Annotated in this window: 19 protein-coding genes; 8 read left to right on the forward strand and 11 right to left on the reverse strand. The window is 54.7% G+C overall.

The annotated features are described in order from the left end of the window. Positions 1 to 29: 29 nt before the first annotated feature. Complete coding sequence (locus ACIQ20_RS09180; protein WP_395779580.1) at positions 30 to 659, reverse strand: histidine phosphotransferase family protein; 630 nt, start codon at positions 657 to 659, stop codon at positions 30 to 32. 245 nt (positions 660 to 904) lie between these two features. Between ACIQ20_RS09180 and ACIQ20_RS09185 the strand changes: the two genes are divergently transcribed. Next, positions 905 to 1468, forward strand: a complete 564-nt coding sequence (locus ACIQ20_RS09185) for a GcrA family cell cycle regulator (protein WP_395779582.1) — start codon at positions 905 to 907, stop codon at positions 1466 to 1468. An 82-nt stretch (positions 1469 to 1550) separates the two neighbouring features. Here the strand turns inward: ACIQ20_RS09185 and ACIQ20_RS09190 are convergent, their stop codons facing one another. The 3 genes from ACIQ20_RS09190 to ACIQ20_RS09200 form a co-directional block, all read right to left on the reverse strand. Continuing rightward, positions 1551 to 3230: an acyl-CoA dehydrogenase family protein gene (locus ACIQ20_RS09190; RefSeq protein ID WP_395779584.1), complete on the reverse strand. Its 1680-nt coding sequence runs from the start codon at positions 3228 to 3230 to the stop codon at positions 1551 to 1553. A gap of 129 nt (positions 3231 to 3359) precedes the next feature. Beyond that, complete coding sequence (locus ACIQ20_RS09195; protein WP_395779586.1) at positions 3360 to 4442, reverse strand: EAL domain-containing protein; 1083 nt, start codon at positions 4440 to 4442, stop codon at positions 3360 to 3362. A 61-nt stretch (positions 4443 to 4503) separates the two neighbouring features. Further along, a complete protein-coding gene (locus tag ACIQ20_RS09200) occupies positions 4504 to 5976 on the reverse strand; it encodes a TolC family outer membrane protein (RefSeq protein ID WP_395779588.1) in 1473 nt (490 codons plus the stop codon). Between the two features lie 324 nt (positions 5977 to 6300). Between ACIQ20_RS09200 and ACIQ20_RS09205 the strand changes: the two genes are divergently transcribed. The 6 genes from ACIQ20_RS09205 to ACIQ20_RS09230 all read left to right on the forward strand — a co-directional run bounded on the left by ACIQ20_RS09205 (position 6301) and on the right by ACIQ20_RS09230 (position 11702). Further along, positions 6301 to 7413: a hypothetical protein gene (locus tag ACIQ20_RS09205; RefSeq protein WP_395779590.1), complete on the forward strand. Its 1113-nt coding sequence runs from the start codon at positions 6301 to 6303 to the stop codon at positions 7411 to 7413. A gap of 152 nt (positions 7414 to 7565) precedes the next feature. Further along, entirely contained in the window at positions 7566 to 8672 is a 1107-nt protein-coding gene (locus tag ACIQ20_RS09210; RefSeq protein WP_395779592.1) for a toxic anion resistance protein, read from the forward strand. Positions 8673 to 8675: 3 nt separating this feature from the next. Continuing rightward, complete coding sequence (locus ACIQ20_RS09215) at positions 8676 to 9434, forward strand: hypothetical protein (RefSeq protein ID WP_395779594.1); 759 nt, start codon at positions 8676 to 8678, stop codon at positions 9432 to 9434. Between the two features lie 3 nt (positions 9435 to 9437). Next, complete coding sequence (locus tag ACIQ20_RS09220; protein WP_395779596.1) at positions 9438 to 10097, forward strand: 5-bromo-4-chloroindolyl phosphate hydrolysis family protein; 660 nt, start codon at positions 9438 to 9440, stop codon at positions 10095 to 10097. A 254-nt stretch (positions 10098 to 10351) separates the two neighbouring features. Next, complete coding sequence (locus ACIQ20_RS09225; RefSeq protein ID WP_395779598.1) at positions 10352 to 11401, forward strand: TerC family protein; 1050 nt, start codon at positions 10352 to 10354, stop codon at positions 11399 to 11401. Between the two features lie 175 nt (positions 11402 to 11576). After that, complete coding sequence (locus ACIQ20_RS09230) at positions 11577 to 11702, forward strand: hypothetical protein (protein ID WP_395779600.1); 126 nt, start codon at positions 11577 to 11579, stop codon at positions 11700 to 11702. 294 nt (positions 11703 to 11996) lie between these two features. Here the strand turns inward: ACIQ20_RS09230 and ACIQ20_RS09235 are convergent, their stop codons facing one another. The 7 genes from ACIQ20_RS09235 to ACIQ20_RS09265 all read right to left on the reverse strand — a co-directional run bounded on the left by ACIQ20_RS09235 (position 11997) and on the right by ACIQ20_RS09265 (position 19759). Beyond that, positions 11997 to 12725: a GDSL-type esterase/lipase family protein gene (locus ACIQ20_RS09235; protein ID WP_395779602.1), complete on the reverse strand. Its 729-nt coding sequence runs from the start codon at positions 12723 to 12725 to the stop codon at positions 11997 to 11999. Positions 12726 to 12757: 32 nt separating this feature from the next. Further along, the gene (locus ACIQ20_RS09240) at positions 12758 to 13453 is read right to left on the reverse strand and encodes a GDSL-type esterase/lipase family protein (protein WP_395779604.1); all 696 of its coding nucleotides are present in this window, start codon (positions 13451 to 13453) and stop codon (positions 12758 to 12760) included. After that, entirely contained in the window at positions 13446 to 14105 is a 660-nt protein-coding gene (locus ACIQ20_RS09245) for a TetR/AcrR family transcriptional regulator (RefSeq protein ID WP_395779606.1), read from the reverse strand. Before ACIQ20_RS09245 ends, ACIQ20_RS09240 begins: the two co-directional genes overlap by 8 nt. 131 nt (positions 14106 to 14236) lie before the next feature. Continuing rightward, a complete protein-coding gene (locus tag ACIQ20_RS09250; protein ID WP_395779608.1) occupies positions 14237 to 14905 on the reverse strand; it encodes a PIG-L deacetylase family protein in 669 nt (222 codons plus the stop codon). Between the two features lie 5 nt (positions 14906 to 14910). Further along, entirely contained in the window at positions 14911 to 16266 is a 1356-nt protein-coding gene (locus ACIQ20_RS09255; protein ID WP_395779610.1) for an MFS transporter, read from the reverse strand. Next, complete coding sequence (locus tag ACIQ20_RS09260; protein ID WP_395779612.1) at positions 16263 to 17237, reverse strand: Gfo/Idh/MocA family protein; 975 nt, start codon at positions 17235 to 17237, stop codon at positions 16263 to 16265. Before ACIQ20_RS09260 ends, ACIQ20_RS09255 begins: the two co-directional genes overlap by 4 nt. Before the next feature lie 137 nt (positions 17238 to 17374). Then, a complete protein-coding gene (locus ACIQ20_RS09265) occupies positions 17375 to 19759 on the reverse strand; it encodes a TonB-dependent receptor (protein WP_395779614.1) in 2385 nt (794 codons plus the stop codon). Positions 19760 to 19884: 125 nt separating this feature from the next. On the opposite strand from ACIQ20_RS09265, the gene ACIQ20_RS09270 reads away from it, so the two are divergent. Beyond that, positions 19885 to 21711 carry a glycogen debranching N-terminal domain-containing protein gene (locus tag ACIQ20_RS09270; protein WP_395779616.1) on the forward strand — a complete coding sequence of 609 codons (1827 nt, stop codon included), beginning with the start codon at positions 19885 to 19887 and terminating at the stop codon, positions 21709 to 21711. Positions 21712 to 21980: the final 269 nt, after the last annotated feature.

A 21980-nucleotide genomic window follows, 5' to 3' on the forward strand; every position in this document is an offset into this window, starting at 1 on the left:
AGGACTAAATTTTGAGCAGAAGTGCAGTATTATGCGGCTATGCGAACAATAAGTTCAACGCGTTCTTCGCTTTCACGAGCTGCAAGTTCGGCACGAGCCCCAGAGGCTGTAATAAAGGCCAAGTAAGGCTGGACGGAGCGACCATCAAAGCCACCCTCTGGCATCTCCCCCGCTAAGCCTGCCCGCACAGATGGCTTCAAAGTGGCTCGGGTGCCGGTTGCAATGACGTTCAGGGTCAATTTATCGCCTTCCTGTCCGCCGGTAACTTCCAATTGGCCGCCGCGTGGCAAGCAATCTAGGCCAACTAGGATCAAATTCATCAAAATCCTGGCCGCTGCACGAGGGGCGGTGTGTACTGCCAGCGTCCAGATGAGTTCTGGCTTCTGGCTTTCTACAAAGCGCTTCGATAATTCGCGCAGCTCACCCAGGTCCGCCGTGCCAACACCGGTTGTGCCCGCTCCAAAAGTGGCGCGCATGAACTCAAGCTTCACCGCGGCTTGGCCGGCTGACGTCCGGATCAAATCCATCGCCTGCTCGCGCATGTCTGCACCGTGGTCATCGTCGAGAATGTCCAGCGCTGTCGTCAAAGCGGAGATTGGGGACACAAGATCATGACAGATCCGTGAGGAAATTAGCGCAACGAGGGTAGAGGCATCCATAAGCATGGCCTCTCTTTGCCCCGATTCGGACCAATGCGGTCAGGATAGCGCATCAGTTAGCGAAAAATCGCGACTGAGGGCCCAAAAGTACACCCACAATATCTGGTGTTATCAACATGTAGAGGGGAGCCCATATTTGTGGAAAACCCTATCACTAGCCCTTGTGTTAATAAGTCGTGAAGCTACTATGGGTGGGCACTCAATTAGCTGGCCTTTGAGGCTGGGCACAAGATATGGGGATATTCATGACCAATGGCTGGACGGATGATCGCGTCACCCTACTCAAGAAGTTGTGGACAGACGGGCTTTCAGCCAGTCAAATCGCCAAGCAATTAGGCGGTGTGACCCGCAACGCCGTGATTGGCAAGGTCCATCGGTTAGGTTTGGCAGGTCGGGCGGCTCCATCGCGTCCAATCAAGCGGATTCCGGTGCCAACTGCGCGTCCGCGCCCTGTTTTAGTTGTGCCCCCGCATGTGGCTTCCAAAGTGGAGTCGGCCGTTAAGGCTCTGGCTCCTGCGGCTCCAACTCCGATCGTCAAGCCAGCGCCAAAGCCTGTTACCCCTCCGCAAAAGCGTGGCGATCTGATCGGTGTGCTGCAATTAGGCACCAATATGTGCAAATGGCCAATCGGTGACCCGGGCGATGCTGATTTTGGGTTCTGTGGCGCCCAATGTAGCTCGGGCGCTGTCTATTGCACCGAACATGCCGCGATTGCGTTCCAGCCAGCCCTCAGCCGTCGTCAAGGCGGCAGCAAGGAAGACCGCGCCGCTTCTGAAGTGCGTCGTCTAGCCCGGTTGGCGAACTTTTAGGTAGAACGGATCTTTTCCCAACAAAAAGGCCGCTGCCTCGGACGAGGAAGCGGCTTTTTTTCTTTAGTAGGGCTGGCCGAACTTAGTCTTCGAGCAAGCGACGTGCGATGACTTGGGCTTGGATTTCGCCGGCACCTTCAAAGATGTTCAGGATACGGGCATCTGCCAGTACGCGGCTGACGGGATATTCCAGCGCAAAGCCATTGCCGCCATGGATTTGCAAGGCATTGTCGGCTGCTGCCCACGCCACGCGGGCGGCCAAAAGCTTGGCCATGCCCGCTTCCAAGTCACAACGCTTGTCTTCATCCTTTTGACGGGCCGCAAAATAGGTCAATTGGCGCGCGCCCAGAATTTCTGCCGCCATTTGCACAAGCTTGTTGTGTACGCGTGGAAACACAAAGATGACGTCTCCGAATTGTTGGCGATCAAGTGCATAGGCCAAGCCTAGATCTAAGGCGTTTTGTGCGACGCCAATGGCACGGGCCGCCGTTTGGATGCGCGCGCTTTCAAACGTCGCCATCAGATGCTTGAAGCCCATGCCTTCCACGCCACCCAGAAGGTTTTCTGTCGGGACTTTGAAAGCGTCAAAGCCAAGCTCATACTCTTTCATGCCGCGATAGCCCAAAACCTCAATCTCGCCACCGGTCATGCCTTCAGTTGGAAATGGGGTTTCGTCGGTACCGCGTGGCTTGGGTGCCAAGAACATCGAAAGGCCCGAGAAATTGTTGGTCTCTGGCTTCGTGCGGGCAAGCAAGGTCATCATGTCGGCACGCGCGGCATGGGTGATCCACGTCTTATTGCCGGTGATTTCCCAGTGGCTGCCTTTGTTCTCGCCGCGGGTGCGCAGGGCACCAAGGTCCGATCCGGTATTGGGCTCGGTAAAGACAGCAGTCGGCAAGGTCTCTGCAGAGGCAATACGGGGCAGCCAATAATTCTTCTGCTCGTCTGTACCGCCGGTGAGGATCAACTCAGCGGCGATTTCAGAACGAGTTCCCAGTGACCCAACGCCGATATAGGCGCGCGACAATTCTTCAGAGACGACGCACATAGCCGTTTTGCCCATACCAGAGCCGCCGAATTCTTCCGGAATTGTGAGGCCAAAGACGCCCAGATCAGCCATCTCGGTGAGAACGGACATCGGGATCAACTCGTCCCGCAAGTGCCAGCCATGGGCAAAGGGGGCAACTTTTTCTTGGCCAAAGCGGCGGAAGGTGTCGCGCACCATTTCATAGGTTTCATCAAGTCCGGTGACTTCAATCGTGCCCTTGCCTTGAGCTTGGGCCACCAAATCCGCAGTCCGGGTCTTAAGTTCTTGGGTTGCTGCCGCCAAAAGCGCAGCACTTGCAGGCCCTGACAAAGCCTCTTCCACGATGGCTTCAAGGCCAAGTTCGGCTGGGCGAATGGTTTCGCCCTGATTCATGGCAATCCCGCCCTTGAGGTCGCACAAATAGCTGGAGAATAACAGGCAAGAGAGGGCGGATTCAGTTTCGCCAAATAGGCCTTCATCTTGCAGCTTCAGCGCCCAATTGGCTACTTCGCGCAAGGTCTCAACATAGGTCGCGATCCACGCCAAGCCGTGCACGATATGCTGCTCTTGATCGATCAGCTTGCGGTCGATTTTGCCAGCCGGGGCCACGCGCTTGCGAACAAAAGCTAAAGCCGCAACTTTAATCGGCGCCAGCGCTGCAGCACTCTCTCCCAACAAAGCAGGAACGGTCAAAGGGGTAAGGTCCAAGTGGAGTGTTGGCGTGGAAGCGTTCATGGTGAGACTCTCTGATTTCGCATATGCAGCATGACATAGCGCACGCACGCCAGAAGGCAAAGGCTAATTTTAGCCCTATCTGTGCAGTATTTTTCTAATTTGAGAGCCTACATCCCCAAATTGGGGATATCATTTTCCAGAAGAGCGGGGTCTGCCGTAAAAATAACCCTGCTGGCCGATCACGCCAATCTCACGCAGGGCTTCAGCCTCTTCGGCTGTTTCCACCCGCTCTGCCACTGTTTCCATACCAAGGCCCCGGGCAAGTTGGTCAATCGCAACCACGAAAGCGCGACTATCTTCCCGCGATTCAATGTTCTGCACATAGGCACCGTCGATCTTGATCTCATCAAGGGGTAGGGCGCGGATCGAGCGGAAAGAGGTATGCCCTTCACCAAAGTCATCCAAGGCCAAGCGAGAACCCGCAGAGCGGATAGATTGTCCAAATCTCGCAGCGGCGTCCAAATCATGGATCGCGATGGACTCGGTAATCTCGATCGTTAGACGGTCGGAAATTGCCCGATTATGATTCAGAATATCAAGATAATCCCGACAGGCAGAAGAATCCGCAATTGTCCCGGCTGAGACATTAATCGCGAGCTTGATCGTGTCTTCGCGTGTCAAAGCGCTCAGAGCGAGGTTCAGCGTCTCAAGATCCAATTCCCCGACAAGTCCGGCACGCTCGGCTGCCGGGATGAAGTCGATCGGGGCGATAATGCGTCCATCGACCTGGATCAGGCGGGACAAACATTCCCAGCGCACAATTTGATTGTCGGCTGACGAGATGATGGGCTGACGAAACAAGCACATGCGGTTGTCTGCTAAAGCGGACTTTAGCATCATGGCTTCGGGATCATTCGCAGCTCGGGGGAATGGAGGCACATATTCTGGAGCAAGTGCCATAATTTCGCGGAAGACAATGATCTGGTGGGCAACATTGGCGATCACTTCCAGATTTCTTGGCCGCCGGATTGTCACTGGATGACCACGACGCAGAGCTTGGAACGCTGCACCCTCGACAGCCAAATCTAACTCATCGAAATAGGCCGGCGGTCGATCTACTTGTAAAAATACTGCGGCCTTGACAGGGTCAACCCAAGACAACCCGCCGCCTTCATCAATCGTGCAGGCAGTTGCGTGCAGCAAGCTAAGTGCATCTTCAGCCGGACTGAGGGTAGTATCAAGCTGAGGTTCTGAGTAGATCGAATGGAGCATCCGAACACCTCTGACCTGTTTTCCGCAAAAAGAGAAGTCCTAATTTGCCCGGCTGCAGGCCTTATCGCTTGGCTTCAGGCTTGGGCCGTCCACCCGCGCGTTCGGCAGCCTTCACCGACACTTGGCTGGGAAGAGGGACAATACTCAAAGCCGTTTCGACCGCTGCCAAAGGCACTTCAGGCGGTGTTAGCCAAGGAAGCCCTGTCTTTTTAACGCTCGCGCTAGTAGCCTCTAGGTCCGAGGGCTTTAAAATCCCGGTGATGGCGGACAATGCGATGGTGGCTGCTTGCAAGTCGTGCACCGCACGGGCTTGGGCCAATTGGGCCTCCAATAATTCTTGCTGTTGAATCAGCACATCAAGCGTCGTCCGAAGACCAACCGACTGCTCAAGCTCTGCCCCCTCGAAAGCAATTTGGGCGGCTTTGACTTGTTCTGCAGAAGCGTTCACCGCCACCCGTGCTACGCGGGCTTGGTGCCAAGCATTGGTGGTTCGTTCCGAAATCTGGCGTTCGCCATCTACTGCGGTAAAGCGGGCTGCATTGGCATTGCCCAAAGCCTCTGTAATGCGAGAGCTGGCGAGGCCACCTGTGAAGATGGGCACCGACAGGCGCGCTGTGACAGCCGTATTGCCGCTGCGGTTGCCGTCAAAGCTTGAATCGACGGCCCAAGCTTGGCTGGCCTGAATGGTGATTTTAGGCCGGTTCTCCGCCTCAATAACTTTGGCACCGGCTAGAGCGATTGTTTCGCCCAGACGAATGGCGGCGAGATCTGGATTATTCGCGCGTGCCAGCACGAGTGCTTGGTCAAGGTTGGCAGGGCCAGCAACCTCTTTAATCTCTGGCGTTAGTTCCGTCGGCGTTTGCCCAATCAACCGCTCAATCGCGGATCGACTGGCATCTACGGCTGCTTCAGCAGCGGCAAGCGCCGTCGTGCTCGCCGCTTGGCGCGCTTCGACTTGGGCGACATCGGTCTTGGTCACGTCACCAACATCAAAGCGCACGCGCACAGCTTCTAGCTGGCGATTTAAGGTGGCCAGATTCTGACGACGGATTTCCACCGTGCGCAAATCGCGACGCAGTGCGGCATAGGCGATGACAACGTCGCGCATCACGGCCAATTCACTACCTGCCAAACGCGCATCGGCTTGGGCAATCTGGGCTTCGGCTAAGCTCATGGCTGCCTTGACCCGACCAGCCAACCAAACCGGTTGTGAGGCAGTAAGGCCATAGGTTGTGGGGGTCGTTTCCGTAGCGAGGCGGCTGGAGATCACACCTGTCGAACTGATAGAGCGGGTCCAGGATTCTTGCTGGCCATAGGTGGCTTCGCCACCGATTTGCATTCGTCGTTGCGCGACAGCTTGCACCCGCCGCTGACCAAGGGCACGCAGATTGGCGCGCTGGCTTTCAAGGCCGGGATTGGTTTGCAGCGCCAAGGTGACAGCTTCTGGCAGGGATTGGGCGGAGGCGGGGCTGGAAACAAGCGCCATAATGGCAAACGATAAACTGTAACGGATGGCGTTTTTTACGGTGGTCATGGCTTAAGCATCTTTGCGTTTGTGCGCCACAGACTGTGGCGGGGGAGGGACCTGACGCGGCTGGTTTTTGTGCCTTACAGGTGGGACTTAGCATGACTGGACGACTTGTCATGCTTTAACCTTAATCAGTGGACAATTGTGAATTAGGTGGGATGTCCTCTCATCTTGTTCACAGCTAATTGAGCGCAAAATCACACGTTTGGCTAGATGGCAATTGACCTCTTAGCCAGAGTGGCCACACTATGGTTGCGTGTCATGTCGAAATGGTTTGTGGAAACAAAGCGAGCCAATGTTGTTACATCTACTAAGGGCAGATTGTGATCCATGATGGACGATGAGACTTTGAACACTGTTGAAACCATGGAAGCAGGCAAAAAAGCGGGCACGCAGGGGTCCTGTGGCCTATTGCGCCGCGAAATGATTTGGTCTGGCGTCTGTGCCGCGGGCCTATCCGGTCTCGGCGCAAGCTCTGCATTTGCCCAGTCGAGGGGCAAGCCGGCGGATGGCGAGCGCGGCTTTAATCCGATGACTTGGCTTAATCGTGGACGGGACAGCTTTGAAGTCGTCTATGAAGCGTCAACCGGTGTCGTGGCCGCCCGCACCCGTGATTTTTCGATCCGCGCACCGGACGGCAATGTGTGTCAGGCCCGCATCGCCTATCCGGTGACAGTTTTTGACCGCATGCCGCTGATCATCTTCTGTCCCGATGCGGGCTGTAAAGGTGCGATGTATGATCCGTTGATCGGTGCGCTCGCGGCCAGTGGCTATTTCGTCATCGCCTTGGACGATCCCCGCGCCATAAGCCTTAAAGCCGGGGATGGGGCAACTTTGGTCGCCAATGCGCCAGAAATGCGCCGCCCGAGCCCGGCTGAAGCGCGCTTTCTCATCGACATGGCTTCCGAGGCTGCGCAAGTCTTAGGGGCAAGGGCCAATCGTGTGGATGCGACCCGCGTTGGCGTGGCAGGACATGGGGAAGGGGCTTGGATGGCGCTTAGCCTCGCTGGTTGGGGGTCGAGTAATTCTGACGGTGCAGCCGCGCGCGATGGCCGCGTTGTGGCGGCCTTTGTACTCTCGCCAAGTCCGCTGGAGAATAATGCCCGTATCGTCAATGCGGTGCCAGATGGCGGGGCATTAGCGCTTTTAGCAGGCCAACAAGGGGCCTTGCCTACGGCCTTGCCGGGCTGTGGCTTGATTGCACTCAATTTACCGATGCGATCGACCAATTTTGGTGGGTTGATCGGAAACCCAAGCGCAAACCGAAAGACGGGCCCACGGCCAGCCCCAGAGCCAAGGCCGCTGGCTGCAGCTGTCGCCGCTGCTTCGATCTTTTTTGACTGGGGTCTAAAGCGGCAAAGTGATCGCAAACGCACGTTACTGGGCCTGGATGGACGGGTCGTTGAAGGTCTCAGTCAGCCGCTCCACCTTCACCGCATCTAAAGCAATTTCGTACAAACTTACGTCACGGCGTGCGAAGAACTGCAAAAATTCCACTTGCCTAGTGCGAAAGCAAGGCAATGCTCTTAAATAAGCGGGTCTCAACCCGATGGGCGAATTGTGCAGACCAAGGTTGATGGGGAGGCTTTAGGCCAATGAGTGATGATGCAAATGCCACCAAAACAACCGTAGTCGATACGGTGTCGGCAGAAGCCGTGCTGCCTGAGATCAAGGTTGAGTCCAAAGACCTAACCCGCATTCGCGGCCAATTATCCTTGGATGACCGGGCTTCAATCGCCACCTTTGGCGATAATGCGCAGCGCAACGTGGTTGCCTATGCGGATCGGATCCTCGCCCAAACGCAAAATCGCGAGCTTGGCGACACGGGTGTTTTGTTGACCAGTATCATCGCCAAAGCCAAAGGCCTTGATCCTGCCGCCATGCAGAAGAAGGGCTTCTTCGGCAAATTGTTTGGTGGTGCCAAAGCTGAAATCGAAAAATTCAAAGGCAAGTTTGAAGATGTTGCCAGCCAGATTGATGCCATCGGCATTCAGTTGGAAAAGCGCAAAGACGGCTTGCGGCGCGACATTGCCGTCATGGACGATTTGCATGAGCAAACCGCGGCATCGATTGCGCAACTCAGCGCCTATGTCGAAGCTGGCGAAGCCTTTGCGGCAGAGATCAAAGCAACCCGACTGCCAGAGTTGAAGACCATTGCCGATGAAGCCCTGCTCACCGGTGACGGCATGATTGAGGCGCAAGCCTACCGTGACGCCCAGCAAGCGATGGAGCGCTTGGAAAAGCGCATCTTCTATCTGAAGCAAGCCCGTCAAATCGGCATCCAACAATTGCCGCAAATCCGGATCGTGCAAGCGGGTGATGAGACCTTGGTCGAGAGCTTGCAGGCTTCAACCCGCCTGACCATCCCCTTGTGGAAGCAAAAAATGGTGCTGCTCTTGGGCCTGCGCCGTCAAGAAGACGCTTTGGCGATGCAAAAGGCTGTTACGGACGCCACCAATGAGATGCTGCGCCAAACATCATCTATGATGAAAGAGCAAGCCATCGCGATTGAAGAGCAGTCTCAGCGCGGGATCGTCGATCTTGAAACCTTGGAACAAGCCAATCGAGATTTGATCGACACGATTTCCGGTGTCCTTTCGACGCAAGAGGAAGGCCGTCAGAAGCGGGCTATGGTCGAAAAGCGGATGGACGAGATGACTCAAGAATTGCGACAAGCTTTGGTGCAAGGGCGCGTGACCTAATTCATGTCCCGTCGCCGCTCGAAAGATTGGATGAAAGAAGAGTTCGCCGTTCGGATTCGCTCGCCGCAATCCTTTGGTGTGCTTGCATTCTGGTTCGTCATTTGGGCCATGTGCAGCTTTAATCCTTGGGTCGGTATCGGTTTGTTTTTTGCCGCTGGCGGGTCGCTTGGCTTCTTTGGTGGCAAGCGCGACACCGTGGATGACCTATGGGGTTACGATAGCCGTGACGATGACTATTTTGACGAAGACGATGATGAAGATGGTCGTCGTCGTCGGCAGGGTGGCGAATCCGAGGCTGCTGCCCGTGCGCGTGCGAATGGTGAGGCCTTGCCCGAGCCAGAAGCCCCGCCCAAGCTCCATCAAGCCGTCATTGCTGAAGCTGCGCCCGCACTGGTGCGGCTAGAGGCTGCTGCTAGCGTCGCCGAAGGTGAACTTGGCGCGCGCTTGCGCAATATGGTCGCGCGCGTCAAGGAAGTAGAGATGGGCTTGCGGCAAGATCCGTCTAAATTGTCTGATGTCCAGCGCCTGTTCACCTATTATCTGCCCGCTACCGCCGACCTATTGGGCGCACGCGGGGCAGTTGCAGGTGGTGCGGAACCCGCACGTTTGGCTGAAATTGATACGATGATTGGCAAGCTTGACCTTGCCTATACCGATTTCGCCAGCCGCCTGCGGGGCCATGATGCCCGCAGTCTAGAGATCGATATGCGCCTGCTCGACCAGTCTCTGGACGACGAATTCGCGCACAAGACAAAGGGCTAAGCGATGCCAAAGCCGCCAACTCGGTCGGACAAGCCGCGCCGTGGCGGGGCTGGAACCTCGTGGTGGGTCATTTTGGGCTCTTTGGCCGTCTCTTTAGCGCTTGGCGGCGCTTTACTGGTGGAGTTCCGCTCTGGACCAATCGTAGCGGGGCTGGTCGCGCTATCGCTTTATGGCTTTCTGACGGTGGGCTTGCCGCGCTTGTTTCAAGGTAAAGCTATAGCTGACATGCCCAGTCCGCCCGTGCTTGATCCAGAAGATAACGATCCCCGCCACGCGCTTTTGGTTGAGGCCCATCAGCATATTATGGTTCTGCGCGCGGCTATCCCAATTGTGCCACTCAACGTCGGCCATGTGCTCGACGCATTAGCGCGCCACGCCTTGACCATTTTGGACACGGTGGCGAGCCATCCAGAAAAGCTAACCCCAATCTTACGCTTCTTCACCTATTATCTGCCCGCCACCGCCGATCTGGTGTCGGACCGCCTAAAGCTAGAGGCCCATGCCGGCCAAGCCCGCTTGCAGGAAATCGACCATACATTGGGCCGCCTACAAGAGGCCTTCGCCAGCTTTGAACGCGCGGTGGTGGAGCCAGATTTGGCCTCGGTCGATCTGGATATGGAACTCTTGGACCGCGCGCTGAAGGATGATTTGGCCCCGCGGTGAGGGTGGGTATCGGGAGAGGACCGCGCACCACAGGGTGCGCAGCTTGTGCTGCGCGGTCCTTTTCTCGGGTTCGCAGAAAAGCCAGCTCACATCCGCATCACATGCTCGTCATCTGAGTATCAAGCCCCTTGAACTCACACCCACTCTTCTCCACTTGCGCCTTAACGTCGGGCCCCTCTGACTGCGCTGGACTAATCCCGCGCGGTGATGTCGACTGAATTTGTCACACAAGAGTTCTGGCCGGAGTAATTCTAATGCTTGAGACCATTCTTTTTGCCGAGTTTCTCGGGAAAGCCGCTTGGATATGGTATGCCTTTATTGGCGCGGTTATCGCACTTCTCGCTTTCGACCTCGGGGTCGTAAACAAGCAAGATCATGAAATTGGGGTCGCTGAATCCCTCAAGATGAGCGGGTTTTATATCGCAATTGGTCTTGGCTTTTCGGGCGTCATCTGGATGCTGTATAATAATGCCTCGCCAACAGCCTCTATCGACCCTCAACTTCTTGCGGTAACCGGGGAAGAGCGCGCGTGGACGGCCTTGCAGCTCTATCTAACAGGATTTGCCGTTGAGAAGACGCTTGCCATGGACAATGTCTTCGTCATTTCCATGGTCTTCACCTATTTGGCCATTCCCCGTAAATATCAGCACCGGGTCCTGTTCTGGGGCATCATCGGTGTGATCGTCTTGCGCGCCATCATGATTGGCGTTGGTGCGGCGCTGGTCAGCCAGTTCTCTTGGGTACTCTATGTTTTTGCCGTCTTCCTAATCGGCACAGGCATCATGATGTTCATGAAGGGCGATAAAGAGCCCGACATGGCCGACAATAAGATCCTGCTTTGGCTGAAAAAGCGCATGAACGTCACGCCCGAATTGCATGGCAATAAGTTTCGCGTGCAATTGCCTGATCCGAAGACTGGAAAGCTGCGCTATTTTGCAACGCCGCTTTTGCTGGCTTTGATGTTTGTCGAGATTGTCGACTTGGTGTTTGCGATTGATAGTGTACCAGCGATTTTTGCGATCACATCAGACGCCTACATTGTTTACACGTCTAACATCTTTGCGATTTTGGGCTTGCGCGCCTTGTTCTTTGCGCTGGCAGCAATGGTGCACCGCTTCAAATATTTGAAGTACGCCTTGGCCCTGACGCTGGTCTTCATCGGCTCCAAAATCTTTATGGGCGACCTCTTCCCCGGTGGGAAATTCCCAGCTGAATGGTCGCTTGGGATTACAATCGGACTGATCGCAGGCGGCGTCCTCTTCTCCTTGTGGAAGACGAGAAAGGTGACGGACGCGACCGCTTAAGGACAAGAGCGTCCTTTCCTGTCAGCGAATGCACATGTCGCGGTTCTCAGTCGGCCAAATGGGTCAATGCTGGGGACCGCGACTTTGCTGCCGTCGTTTGAGCGAAACTGATTTGCGTGACTAGTCCTTTGGGGGATCCTTCTTCCTGTAGAACAAGATCCCAGCAAAACATAACATGCCAAGTCCGATCACCAGCATGGTGCCGAACACCGTCGGAAACTCAAAGAAGCGCGAATTAATGGCAGATCCTGCCAATGTCGCGCCCACTGTGGCGAGTGTAATCACGGTGACAGACGGATAACGCATAACAAATAAAGGACATTGTTTGGGCATCCCGGCCAGACTATTCGATTTCAATTCTGCTTGATGTCCTACGCCACATTATGCCGGCTTCGCAATGGCCTTTAAATTGTAGGCAGAACAGAATTGGATTGTCATATTTTGACTGAAGCTGACCGAAGGGAGATGGTCTGCGTTGGGGGAGTGGATCGGGAAAGCGGACGTTGAGCGCGCCGTGAATTCGCTTCTATTTCCGTCAGCCAAGTTCAAGTTAGCAAATTTCCGCTTATTGATTGTGGACCTCTGAAAGAAGCCGCTATCGAAGTGCTTCTCGTATTGCCGCTGACGCTATAAGTCCCAGACGCTGATGGCCATCTGGTCCAAAGTGGAGGCCATCAGGACCGGGAGCGGGCACAGCCTGCGCTCCATCAAAGACGGAGAAGCCGTGTTCAAGGCCTGCAGCTTTCAGCAATGGAAGCGCTCGCTTTCGTGTGGTCTCAGCGCGTTCCCAGTTTGGGTTATTGGGCATCGGGCCAATCGCGGTTGGGGCCATCAGCATGGCCTTGATCGGTTTACCTTGTCCCTCCAGCGGAATTGGAAGGGTAAATCTGTTAATGACGCTGCACAAGGTAATGAGCCTTTGGCACAAAGCCTCGGCCGATAAATTCGAGTCTGACATCAGATCATTGGTGCCAAGTTGAAGCACGACGAGATCAAGGGGAACATTTCGGGCCAAAGCCTCAGGCAGTTCCGTGAGGCCGTTGTAGGCAGAGCCAGGCAACTGCGAACCAGCAGCATTTTGGCGATCTATGCCAGCGGTTCTGCCAGACAGGGCATCTTCAACTATCTCGTAGCCCCGGCCTAGGGCGCGTTGTGCGACGCCTGTCCAACGCTGTGAAAACGGCAGGCGACGCAGAACCCGTTCTTTGGGGTCTACAGGCTGAAAGCCCCAAGTGTTCGATGCCCCAAACGCCAAGACACGTTTCTTTTGAACATTGGCTGCCTGGGCTGTGGTTGAGGTAAGGGCAGCCCCCAACAAAATCATGCTCTTTCGCCTTGATACGTTCAATAAGCGGTTCATTCTGCATGTCCTGTGGTTGAGTAGATTGCTTTAATAGCACCAGCCATGTGTAGGCCAAGGCGTTGGTGCGCTTGTCGATCCAAATGCACACCATCTCCAGCAAGGGTTGGCACTGCTTGAGCAGCATTGACCAGATGATAGGACTGGTCACTAGCATGTTTGATCAGTTCTGGCAGAAGCTTCACGCGCTTGGCTTCCGCTCGCTCCGTTGCTGGCGATTCTCCAGCTCCACCGAAGCCGGGCGGTGCCATCACGAGAATGGCCGGTGACTGCGGCATTCCTTTGAGAGGCAGAGGCAATTGAAAGGAGCGGATCCGTTTGACCATGGAGTTAACTCGATCCAAATAAGTGTCGATCTCCAACTCCGGATCCTGAAGTATGTCATTGGTTCCAAGAGCAACGACCACGAGGTCAACCGGGACATTTCGGATTAAAGCGAGAGGAATTTCCTTGAGGCCATTCCAACTGCTAGGCGCTAAAAAGCCTGATCCCGCCATATCCGATCGATCCAAATCAAGTGTGCGACCGGGCAGCGCATCTTCCAGAAATACAAAGTCGTCCCCCAGTTGCGCCTGTGCGACGCCTGTCCAACGATCCTCAAAACGCAATCGTTTAAGCTGTGGCACCGCTGCACCCGCCGATAGCAAGCCCCATGTGTTGGAGTCCCCATAGGCGAGGATACGTTTAGTCATGCTGACTTGAGGTTTCCATGATGTGGCCCAAAAAAATTCGCCGAAACATCAAAAGTGCAGCCTTGTGGGCATCGCTGTCTGCCTGCAACACGTGATCAAGGGCAAGTCCGCGAAGGGCGGCAACCATCACCGTGCGAAACGAAATCAAGGTTTCATTTGCCCAGCTCAACTCGGCCATATAGTCACAAAACCAGAAATCAAGCTGGTTTTCCGCCACTTCAAAATGTGGGCGGATCGCTTGCGCCAATGCAGGGTCTTGCCGTGCCGCGACCAATAGTTCAATTGCTGCGAAATGGTGCATGCCCCGATGTTGCTCGATGGCCAGATCTATAATTGCAGCAAGCCTTGCTTCAACACCCGTGACAGCGCGCAGCCTTGCGAGCACATCTTGACCAGCTCCCAATGGTAAGGCCTCCGCAATGGCCCCCATCAGGTCATTTTTGTCGGCGAAGTGATAGTTCATCGGCCCACGCGAAATGCCGGCCTCTTTGGAGATGAGGTGCATGCTGGTTTGGGTGAATCCATATGCCGCTAGGCAGCGAATACCTGTCTCGATAATCAGCGCCCGCGTCCGGCGGGTCTGCTCTGATTTTGACAAGCCTGGCTCCATACGAGGGACCGAGGTCAAATCGCTTGCTTTAGTGTTGGGCATAAAGTCTTGTTCCTTTGCGAGGAATTTGGGCGATCCAACCCGCCCTTGCTCTGTCTTGTGAGTCACTTAGTTTAATTTTGCACAAAGCGAAAACCGGCTTTTGAAAATGGAAAAGGACAGGCTAAAATTGGTCATCGGATGATCACCGCGTCAAGAAGCCGTTGAACTTTTCCCCTGTGATAAGGATCGGGGAAGCAATAAGCTTCAGCCCGAGAGACGTGCTTTTGAAACGTCTGAATGGCGCGAAACCTTTCCCAAATGGCAAGATCGTCTAGAAACAGGTCGGGCCTTTGTGAAGTATGCAGGCTTAGGGCATGATGCTTGGCAGGCGCACATTCGCTAATGTCGACTGAAAAGTCAGGGTAGCAGCCCAAACCAAGCATCGTATCTGCATACACTAAAGCTGACTTCAGGCCGCAAGCCTGTCGAACGAGTTGGCTCAAGGCTCGGTGATCGGGATGGTAGTCATCTGGGTGATGGGTGATCACGAGATCGGGTGCAAATGAAGCAATCGCCGCCCGCACAGCAGCTTGGGACAAGGGCGTGTCGGTCAATTCTCCATCCATCAGCGAGAGACAAGAGGGTATAATCCCAACGCTTTCACCCGCCAACTTCATTTCAACCAAGCGCTCATCGGGTTCACCGGTCGGCGAAAGGCCCGCCTGTCCGGCTGTCGCCACGACCCAGCCAATACGCCAGCCCAACGATTTCAAGCGTAGCAATAGGCCAAGGCAATAAATCTCGACATCGTCTGGATGGGCACCAAAGGCCAGAATCGAGGGCGATTTTGTTACAGGCATGGCGATTATGCCTCCGCCTTTGTTTGCAACTTGCGTTCAATCTCAAAGCGCAAACGCATTTGTTCTTGCTCTGTCAGCGGGTAGAACCAGAAGAATGGGGCTGCCAGACCCATAATGACCATCGGCACCCAAGCATAGGTCACCAAGAGCGCGAACAGCGCCTCTGGACTATTCACGGCATTGGCAGTTTGAAAGCCGAACAATGTTGGCAAGGTTGTCCCAACCAGAGCGCCGAACGCAATCCCGATTTTGCCCAGCATACCGACCATAGCAAAATAGAGCCCGTTGCGGGCTTGGCCGGTCTTGAGCGTATCAATGTCAACCACATCCGCAATCATAGCGCCGATGAGAACTGCCAAAGCACCGCCACCAAAGCCTCGGATGATGATGCAGGCCGCATAGAGTATGTCGTCATCAGGCTTCAATAACGGGATTGGCGCGCTCCAAACCGCCATCCACATCACGCCGATGGCCATGGCGCGATGCTTGCCAATGCGCTTAGCTAACCAGAGCCACAGCGGGATTGAGACGATGCCAGCGATGCTTTCAGAGCCCAGAATGATTGGGAATAGTTTTCGCGCATCGAAGTACTTCTCCATCACGATGATGTGCAGAGTTGCGCCAATAATTCCGCCTGCCATCAAGACGCCCAATCCGCCCAAGATCATCAGGAAGGGCTTGTTCTCGCCAATCACCTTGAAGCTTTCCTTCAGTGTTGGCGGCTGGATATGAAGGTCTTCGATCGGGGGTTCCGGCACTAAGGTCAGCGTGATGGCAAACAGGATCGGCATCCCAATGACAAAGGCGACAGCCATCGCAAACATCGTTTCTGACAGGCCTTCAGATCCCGATTGCTGCATGATGAAAATCAGGATCAGCGCCAGCAATCCCGACAGACTGCCAAAGCCTTCCCGCCATCCCGCAACCCGTGCCCGGCCCATATATGTCCGCGATAGTTCTGCCCCCCAAGCTTTGTAGGGCGTATCTAAAACATTGAAGGCGGCGAAGGTGATTGTTATCCAGAAGCCCGCATAAATAGCATCCACCTTCACCGGCGGCGCAAAGACCATCCAGCAGCCCAGCATCAGGACTGGAAGGCCTGCCAATATCCATGACTTGCGTCTGCCTAAAGGGCCACGTGTACGGTCGGAGAGTATCCCCACGGTCGGTTCGACAACAATGTCGAATAAACGCGCAGCAAAGATGATGGCACCAACCAATTGTAAAGGCAGCCCATGCTCCCCCGAATAGAAACCTGGAATGAATGTTATCAGGGGGGTAAGCGCCATCGCATGGGCCAGAAATGGCAGCGCGTACAGGATCGCTATCCCTGTTTCCTTGTCTAGCCACGCCTGTTTCATTCGGCCCTCTGATCAGGATGTTTCCATCGGCGGATGGTCTCTTGCGTCAGGGGTTGTGGTCGCTGACAGGATGTTTCGAGATGCAAGGTTTCGCCCAACTTGGTGCTGGCCTCAATCTTCACCATGGCTTCGAGGCAATGCAACGCGAACTCTGCATTGGGCCAAGGCGTATCATAGCCTTCCAAGTGATCAACCAACGCATAAAGCCCGGCAATCCAGAGGCTGTCGTCCCATTCCTCACACGAGGTTTCTAGTTCCGACCAAGTGCCATAGCGCAGCGCTTGCTGGATCTTGCCACTAAACAAACCGGGTGGGGGCAACGACAGTGAGCCGTTCGTTCCATAGATCTCAAGCGCAGGGGCGGCACTGCCAACCCCATCAAAGCTAAAAACAAGGTCTGCGATCTGGCCATCTACGAATTTTAATAATGTGCAAACATGGGTTGGCACGCTGACGCCAAAGCGTTGACCAGCTTTAGGTCCCTTGACTACGATCCGGCTGTTGCAGCTTTGACTCCCCAATGCCGTCAAAGACTCGATCGGGCCAAATAGAGCAACCAGAGTGGCTAAATGATAGATACCCATATCAAATAATGGACCCGCCGCCGTTCCAAATAAGGGGGCCGGATTGTGGTGCCATTTGTCCGGGCCGGGATACATCAGAATTCCACGCGCTCCGATAACTGTCCCCAAAGCTTCGGCATCGAGAAGCTGTCTTACGCTTTGTTGAGCGTTACCCAGAAAGGTAGCTGGCGCGCACGCAAGCACAAGGCCGCGCTCCGCTGCAAGTTTCATGAGAGATCGTGCTTGGGTGAGATCATGGGCCAAAGGCTTTTCAGAATAGACATGCTTGCCCGCATGAAGCGCCAGCCGCGATACTGCCTCGTGCGCCAGCGGTGGCGTCAGATTCAGAATAATGTCAGTACTTGGATCAATAACAAGTGCAGATGTGTCCCCGTCGCTTCGGCTCAACCCGCTCAAAGATAAACGCGGACTTGCCTTGATGCAGCTAGCATAACGCCCAGAAATATCCCCGCCACCAACAATGCCGACACCCCAGGGAGTATCGTTCTGTTTGCGGCGGGGAAAGTCACGCGGGGAGGTCACGTTTAGAAGCGGTAGATCAGGGTCGCACCATAGGTGCGGGGTTCGCTGGTGAATTTAAGGGTGGAAGTTCCAGTTGGGTACGACGCCACACCCACGAACGGGAGCACGGAAGTCAATTGGCCTAGGATCGCCGCTGAAGTTGCGCGACCAAATGTGATCTCATTGGTCAGGTTGCGGCCCCAAGCCTCAAGTGCCCAGCCATTGCCCGTTTGACCAATACCAATGCGGGCATTGTACTTGGTATGCGCCTTTTGGACTTGCAGCAGGTTATAGGTGAGTTCGGTATAGACATCTGACCGATAGAACATGTCGGCTTGGGTATAGAACTTTAGATTCTCGCCAATTGGCCGCTCATAGCGCCCGACCAAACTGGCGGACCATTGCGGAGCATCGGACAGGGGCTTGCCCGATAAGTCGATCCTTCCCGACGGCCCTTGCGCATTAGGGTAAGAGTCAAAAGTGGCGTCCAAGAAGGTTACCCCACCGGAGAAGGTCAGGTGCTTTGTTGGGCGCGAGACAAAGTCGAGTTCCACACCCTTTGACACAACACTAGCCGCATTTTGCAGGAAGAAGCGAAGTTGGTTGTTTGTATCGACAAAGGAGGCGAGCGATTGGAAGTTTGAATAGTCCATGTTGAAAAGGACAAGGCTCAAACTGGTGCGAATCGGCTCGATATATCCCTTTGTCCCCAGTTCGAAATTATCCACTTTTTCGGAATCGAAGAAGTAGTCAGCCCCAGGGATGTTGCGCAACAAGTTGGCGTCATCATTGATCCCAAACGCCTTATAGCCACGTGTATAGGAGGCATAAGTATTCCAATTGTTCGACCAATCATATTGAGCGACAAGTTTGCCTGTCCACTCACCGCCATCGCGCTGGGTCTTGTTATCGGGAATCGTTTGACGGGGCGACAAGGGTGTTCCGTTTTGGCGTAGCCGTTCCGCAAATGCACTAATCTTCTTGTCGTCGTAATTGTAGCGGAGCCCGCCAGTGAAGCTGAGCTTCTCGGAAGCCTCCCAAGTTGCTTCGCCAAACAAGGCAGCATTTCGGTTTCTGATCAAATTTGCGCTTGGCGAGAATTGCGCGAAGATGCCTCCGCCACCGATAGCTGCCAATTGTGGATTGATAACCGACGCGCTGGTCTCCTCGACATTCTTCTGGAAGAAGTAGGCACCCAAAAGATAAGTCAGAGCCTTATCTTTCGGCGATGTCAGGCGGAATTCCTGGCTGATATGTCTATTTGTACGACCGACGGCTGGAAAGTTGATCAGATTGAGCGAGGAGAAATCAACGTCGGAGGCAGAAGTCTGATTGGCCTGTCTGCCGGCCGTGATTGAGGCCAGTTCAAACCCGTCGCCAAACTTCCATCTGAAATCAAAACTACCCGCTACGAGGTCTTGCTCGAACGTGCTGGCACCATCGACCGCAATCACTTGACCTTTAACTTGATTGCGGGGAAGCGGTGCCCCTGTCCCGCTGAACGGATATTGCTGAGAGCCGGTCGCAAAGCGCGTATAGAGGGATTCAGGAACATTGTCCCAAACTGGCTGACAGCAATTGATGTCGGTCTTTGAATATTCCAGCGAAATCGTTAGCTGCAGCGGTCCTTCCGGCGCAACCAACAACTTGCCACGCACGCCATAGCTGTTTTGATCATTCATATCCTTGCCGGCCAAGTTCTTCAAAAAGCCATCACGCTTGTTGGAATAGAAGCTGATACGGCCGAGCATTTCATTCGGGATAATCGTCCCGGTGACGCTGGCGGCGAATTGCTGCTTGTTGAAATCACCCAATGTTGCGCGCACTTCGCCACCAAAATCTGCTTCAGGGCGTTTGGTCACGTAATTGACGATGCCTGCCGGCGAGGCATTGCCGAATTGGGTCGATTGGGGCCCGCGGAGAACCTCAACGGCGGCAATATCATTGAAGTCACCGATCCCGATGGAGGTGCGGTCGGTGAAAATCCCATCGACATAAATGCCGACGCTGGGCTCCAATGCCGCACTACCGCCTGCCGTTGTCACGCCTCGTATACCAACATTCGATTGAACGGGGCCTTGGCTGTTTGAAATCACCAAACTCGGAATCAAAGTCGCAAGTTCTGACATGTTGGTGGCACCGCTGTCTTCGATCGTCTGAGATGTCACCACCGAAACTGACAGAGGGGCCTGCAAAACAGTTTGCCCGCGCTTAGTGGCCGTCACGATAATGACTTCACCCGCTTCTTCTGCCGCAGAATTCTGGCCGCTTGTGGATTGCGCCAAGGCTGGACTTACGAACGCGGCACCGCCCGACAAAGCCGCCGCGACCAGCAAGGATACATGTGAGCATTTGCGCCGCAAAGCGGACTTCTTTGAAACTGTCATGGCTTTCCCCAGTGTAATCATGGCACTCATCCTTGCTCATGCGAGCTTTCATCACTTGCAGGTAAGTTAGCGCCCTTGACTCAGAACATGACACGGGATTTATAGATGTCAACATGCATGCATACGTTTTATGGGGCCCTTGATCGATGATCAAACTGAAGGAAGGTGATACTTATGTTGTCGCCCAAGAGACTGGTGAGATTGGGGGAACCGGGTCTGGCATTTTCCAGCGCGATACACGCTGGCTATCAGTTTGGCGCTGGAACTTGGGCACCGTTTCGCAACTCGCTTCTAAAGGCAGTGCTGACGAGCTCTTCCAATATCTTGCCCATGTGAATAACCACAAGGTTCAAACCATAGGCATCGAACGACAGCTTCGGGTCTTAGGCGATGGGGTGATAGACCAGTTGCTCATCACCAATACCAGCGCGGACGACCAGACCCTCACGATCTGGCTTGATCTGGAAGCTGATTTTCGGGACGTGTTCATGATCTGGGCGCAGAAGGCCCTGGACGCCGCCACCCCGATTGTGGACGTGCAAACGCCATCAACCCGAACCTTTACGAGGCGAGCGTCTGATGGCGTGGTTTCGACCTTGGAAATTGCCTTTCAGCCGCCTTTGCAAGAAAAAATATGGACCCTGAAACTTGCGCCAGGCGAGAGCCGCGAAATCCATGTAAGGGCACAAATCCAGCATAGCGGCCTGCCAATTGAAGACACAGCAAACCGGGCTTCTTTGCCTGACAAAGCCGATTTTCTCGCCCGCAATGCCCTAGCTCTTCAAAGCCCGGACTGGCAAACGGCTTATGACCAAGCCGTCGTGGACTTGAGGACGCTGCTACTGCCAACTCGATTTGGCCCATATCCAGCCGCTGGCTTGCCAAACTTCGTCAATTTCTTCGGTCGTGACGCGCTCATCACTTCCATGATGATAGGACCGCAAAACGCCGATATCAGCCAATCCATCCTAAGGTTCCTCGCCCACCATCAGGGAACACGGATCGACCCGTTTCGCGAGGAAGAACCAGGCAAAATATTGCACGAGATCAGGCGGGGCGAGTTGAGCCGGACGGGTGCTGTGCCGTTCGGTCGCTATTATGGATCTGTTGATTCGACCGCTTTGTTCATCATGGCGCTCGGGCACTATGTCCGCGAAACAGGCGACGCTGGACTTGCTGTCGAACTTCACAGCAATTGGTCGAAAGCTTTAGCCTGGCTCGTCAACTGCCAGACGTCTGAAGGCCTTATCAGGTTCAAGCCTTCTGGCTCCGGGCTAACCGTGCAATCGTGGAAAGACTCGCACGATTCCATGAACCACGCAGATGGCTCACCGGCCTCTGCGCCACTGGCTGTCGCCGAGGTTCAAGGATATGCTTATGCGGCGTTTATCGCCGCGTCAGACCTGTTTGCCTTGGCGGGGGACAGCGAGAACGCAAACGTCTGCAAAGAGCGAGCCGCGCGACTTCGAGACAATTTCCATGCACTTTTCTGGCTACCAGAACTGAATACCTATGCGATGGCACTCGATGCTGGGGATCGGCCTTTGCGTGTGCACTCGTCCGATCCGGGCCATCTCTTGTGGTGTGGCATTGTCCCAGATGACATTGCACCCATCCTTGTTGCCTCTCTGTTTCAGCCCGAATGCTGGACAGGCTGGGGCTTGCGCACACTTGGGAGTGGCGAAAAGCGCTATAATCCAGTGTCCTATCATAACGGTAGTGTTTGGCCACATGACACAGCCCTTTTTGGGGCTGGGCTCGCGCGATATGGTTTTAAGGACGAAGTACAGCTTGTCGCAGAAGGGCTTGTGTCACTCGCCCTGAACATGCCCGGTAATTCGCTGCCAGAACTAGTGGCTGGCTTTGCTCGAACGCCCACCAGACCACCCATTGCCTATACCCATGCGTGCGCGCCTCAGGCTTGGGCTGCAGCTGGCCTGATCATGATGACAAGACTGGCAAGTGCGCGCTGACTGCGGTTTTGAGCAGGGAAAATTTCTCAAAGTTGGCTGTGCGCTTTTCTGTCCCGGCGGGCTGCCGCCCAGGCCAAACCTGGCCGCCTTTTGTGGCAATCGGCGCGGTTTTTGAAGGCTTACAACAACATACTTTTGGGCCAAATTTAATTTAGTTTTCCGACAATATTCTAGAGCGGTTTTCCTGAAAAAGGAATCGAGTGTATTCCCAAATCAGGTGTGATGTGATTCACCATTTATGTTGGTGATGGAGGCCAACATGGATGGCA

It is taken from the genome of Aquidulcibacter sp. (assembly GCF_044346625.1).
Taxonomy (GTDB): domain Bacteria; phylum Pseudomonadota; class Alphaproteobacteria; order Caulobacterales; family Aquidulcibacteraceae; genus Aquidulcibacter.

Excerpts from the sequence above, each read along its gene's own strand:
- ACIQ20_RS09205 (WP_395779590.1), top strand. The coding sequence starts at position 6,301 with ATGATGGACGATGAGACTTTGAACACTGTTGAAACCATGGAAGCAGGC.
- ACIQ20_RS09225 (WP_395779598.1), top strand. The coding sequence starts at position 10,352 with ATGCTTGAGACCATTCTTTTTGCCGAGTTTCTCGGGAAAGCCGCTTGG.
- ACIQ20_RS09240 (WP_395779604.1), bottom strand. The coding sequence starts at position 13,453 with ATGACTAAACGTATCCTCGCCTATGGGGACTCCAACACATGGGGCTTG.
- ACIQ20_RS09250 (WP_395779608.1), bottom strand. The coding sequence starts at position 14,905 with ATGCCTGTAACAAAATCGCCCTCGATTCTGGCCTTTGGTGCCCATCCA.
- ACIQ20_RS09215 (WP_395779594.1), top strand. The coding sequence starts at position 8,676 with ATGTCCCGTCGCCGCTCGAAAGATTGGATGAAAGAAGAGTTCGCCGTT.
- ACIQ20_RS09245 (WP_395779606.1), bottom strand. The coding sequence starts at position 14,105 with ATGCCCAACACTAAAGCAAGCGATTTGACCTCGGTCCCTCGTATGGAG.
- ACIQ20_RS09200 (WP_395779588.1), bottom strand. The coding sequence starts at position 5,976 with ATGACCACCGTAAAAAACGCCATCCGTTACAGTTTATCGTTTGCCATT.
- ACIQ20_RS09270 (WP_395779616.1), top strand. The coding sequence starts at position 19,885 with ATGATCAAACTGAAGGAAGGTGATACTTATGTTGTCGCCCAAGAGACT.
- ACIQ20_RS09190 (WP_395779584.1), bottom strand. The coding sequence starts at position 3,230 with ATGAACGCTTCCACGCCAACACTCCACTTGGACCTTACCCCTTTGACC.
- ACIQ20_RS09220 (WP_395779596.1), top strand. The coding sequence starts at position 9,438 with ATGCCAAAGCCGCCAACTCGGTCGGACAAGCCGCGCCGTGGCGGGGCT.
- ACIQ20_RS09185 (WP_395779582.1), top strand. The coding sequence starts at position 905 with ATGACCAATGGCTGGACGGATGATCGCGTCACCCTACTCAAGAAGTTG.
- ACIQ20_RS09230 (WP_395779600.1), top strand. The coding sequence starts at position 11,577 with ATGCCAAGTCCGATCACCAGCATGGTGCCGAACACCGTCGGAAACTCA.
- ACIQ20_RS09235 (WP_395779602.1), bottom strand. The coding sequence starts at position 12,725 with ATGATTTTGTTGGGGGCTGCCCTTACCTCAACCACAGCCCAGGCAGCC.
- ACIQ20_RS09210 (WP_395779592.1), top strand. The coding sequence starts at position 7,566 with ATGAGTGATGATGCAAATGCCACCAAAACAACCGTAGTCGATACGGTG.
- ACIQ20_RS09195 (WP_395779586.1), bottom strand. The coding sequence starts at position 4,442 with ATGCTCCATTCGATCTACTCAGAACCTCAGCTTGATACTACCCTCAGT.
- ACIQ20_RS09180 (WP_395779580.1), bottom strand. The coding sequence starts at position 659 with ATGGATGCCTCTACCCTCGTTGCGCTAATTTCCTCACGGATCTGTCAT.
- ACIQ20_RS09255 (WP_395779610.1), bottom strand. The coding sequence starts at position 16,266 with ATGAAACAGGCGTGGCTAGACAAGGAAACAGGGATAGCGATCCTGTAC.
- ACIQ20_RS09265 (WP_395779614.1), bottom strand. The coding sequence starts at position 19,759 with ATGATTACACTGGGGAAAGCCATGACAGTTTCAAAGAAGTCCGCTTTG.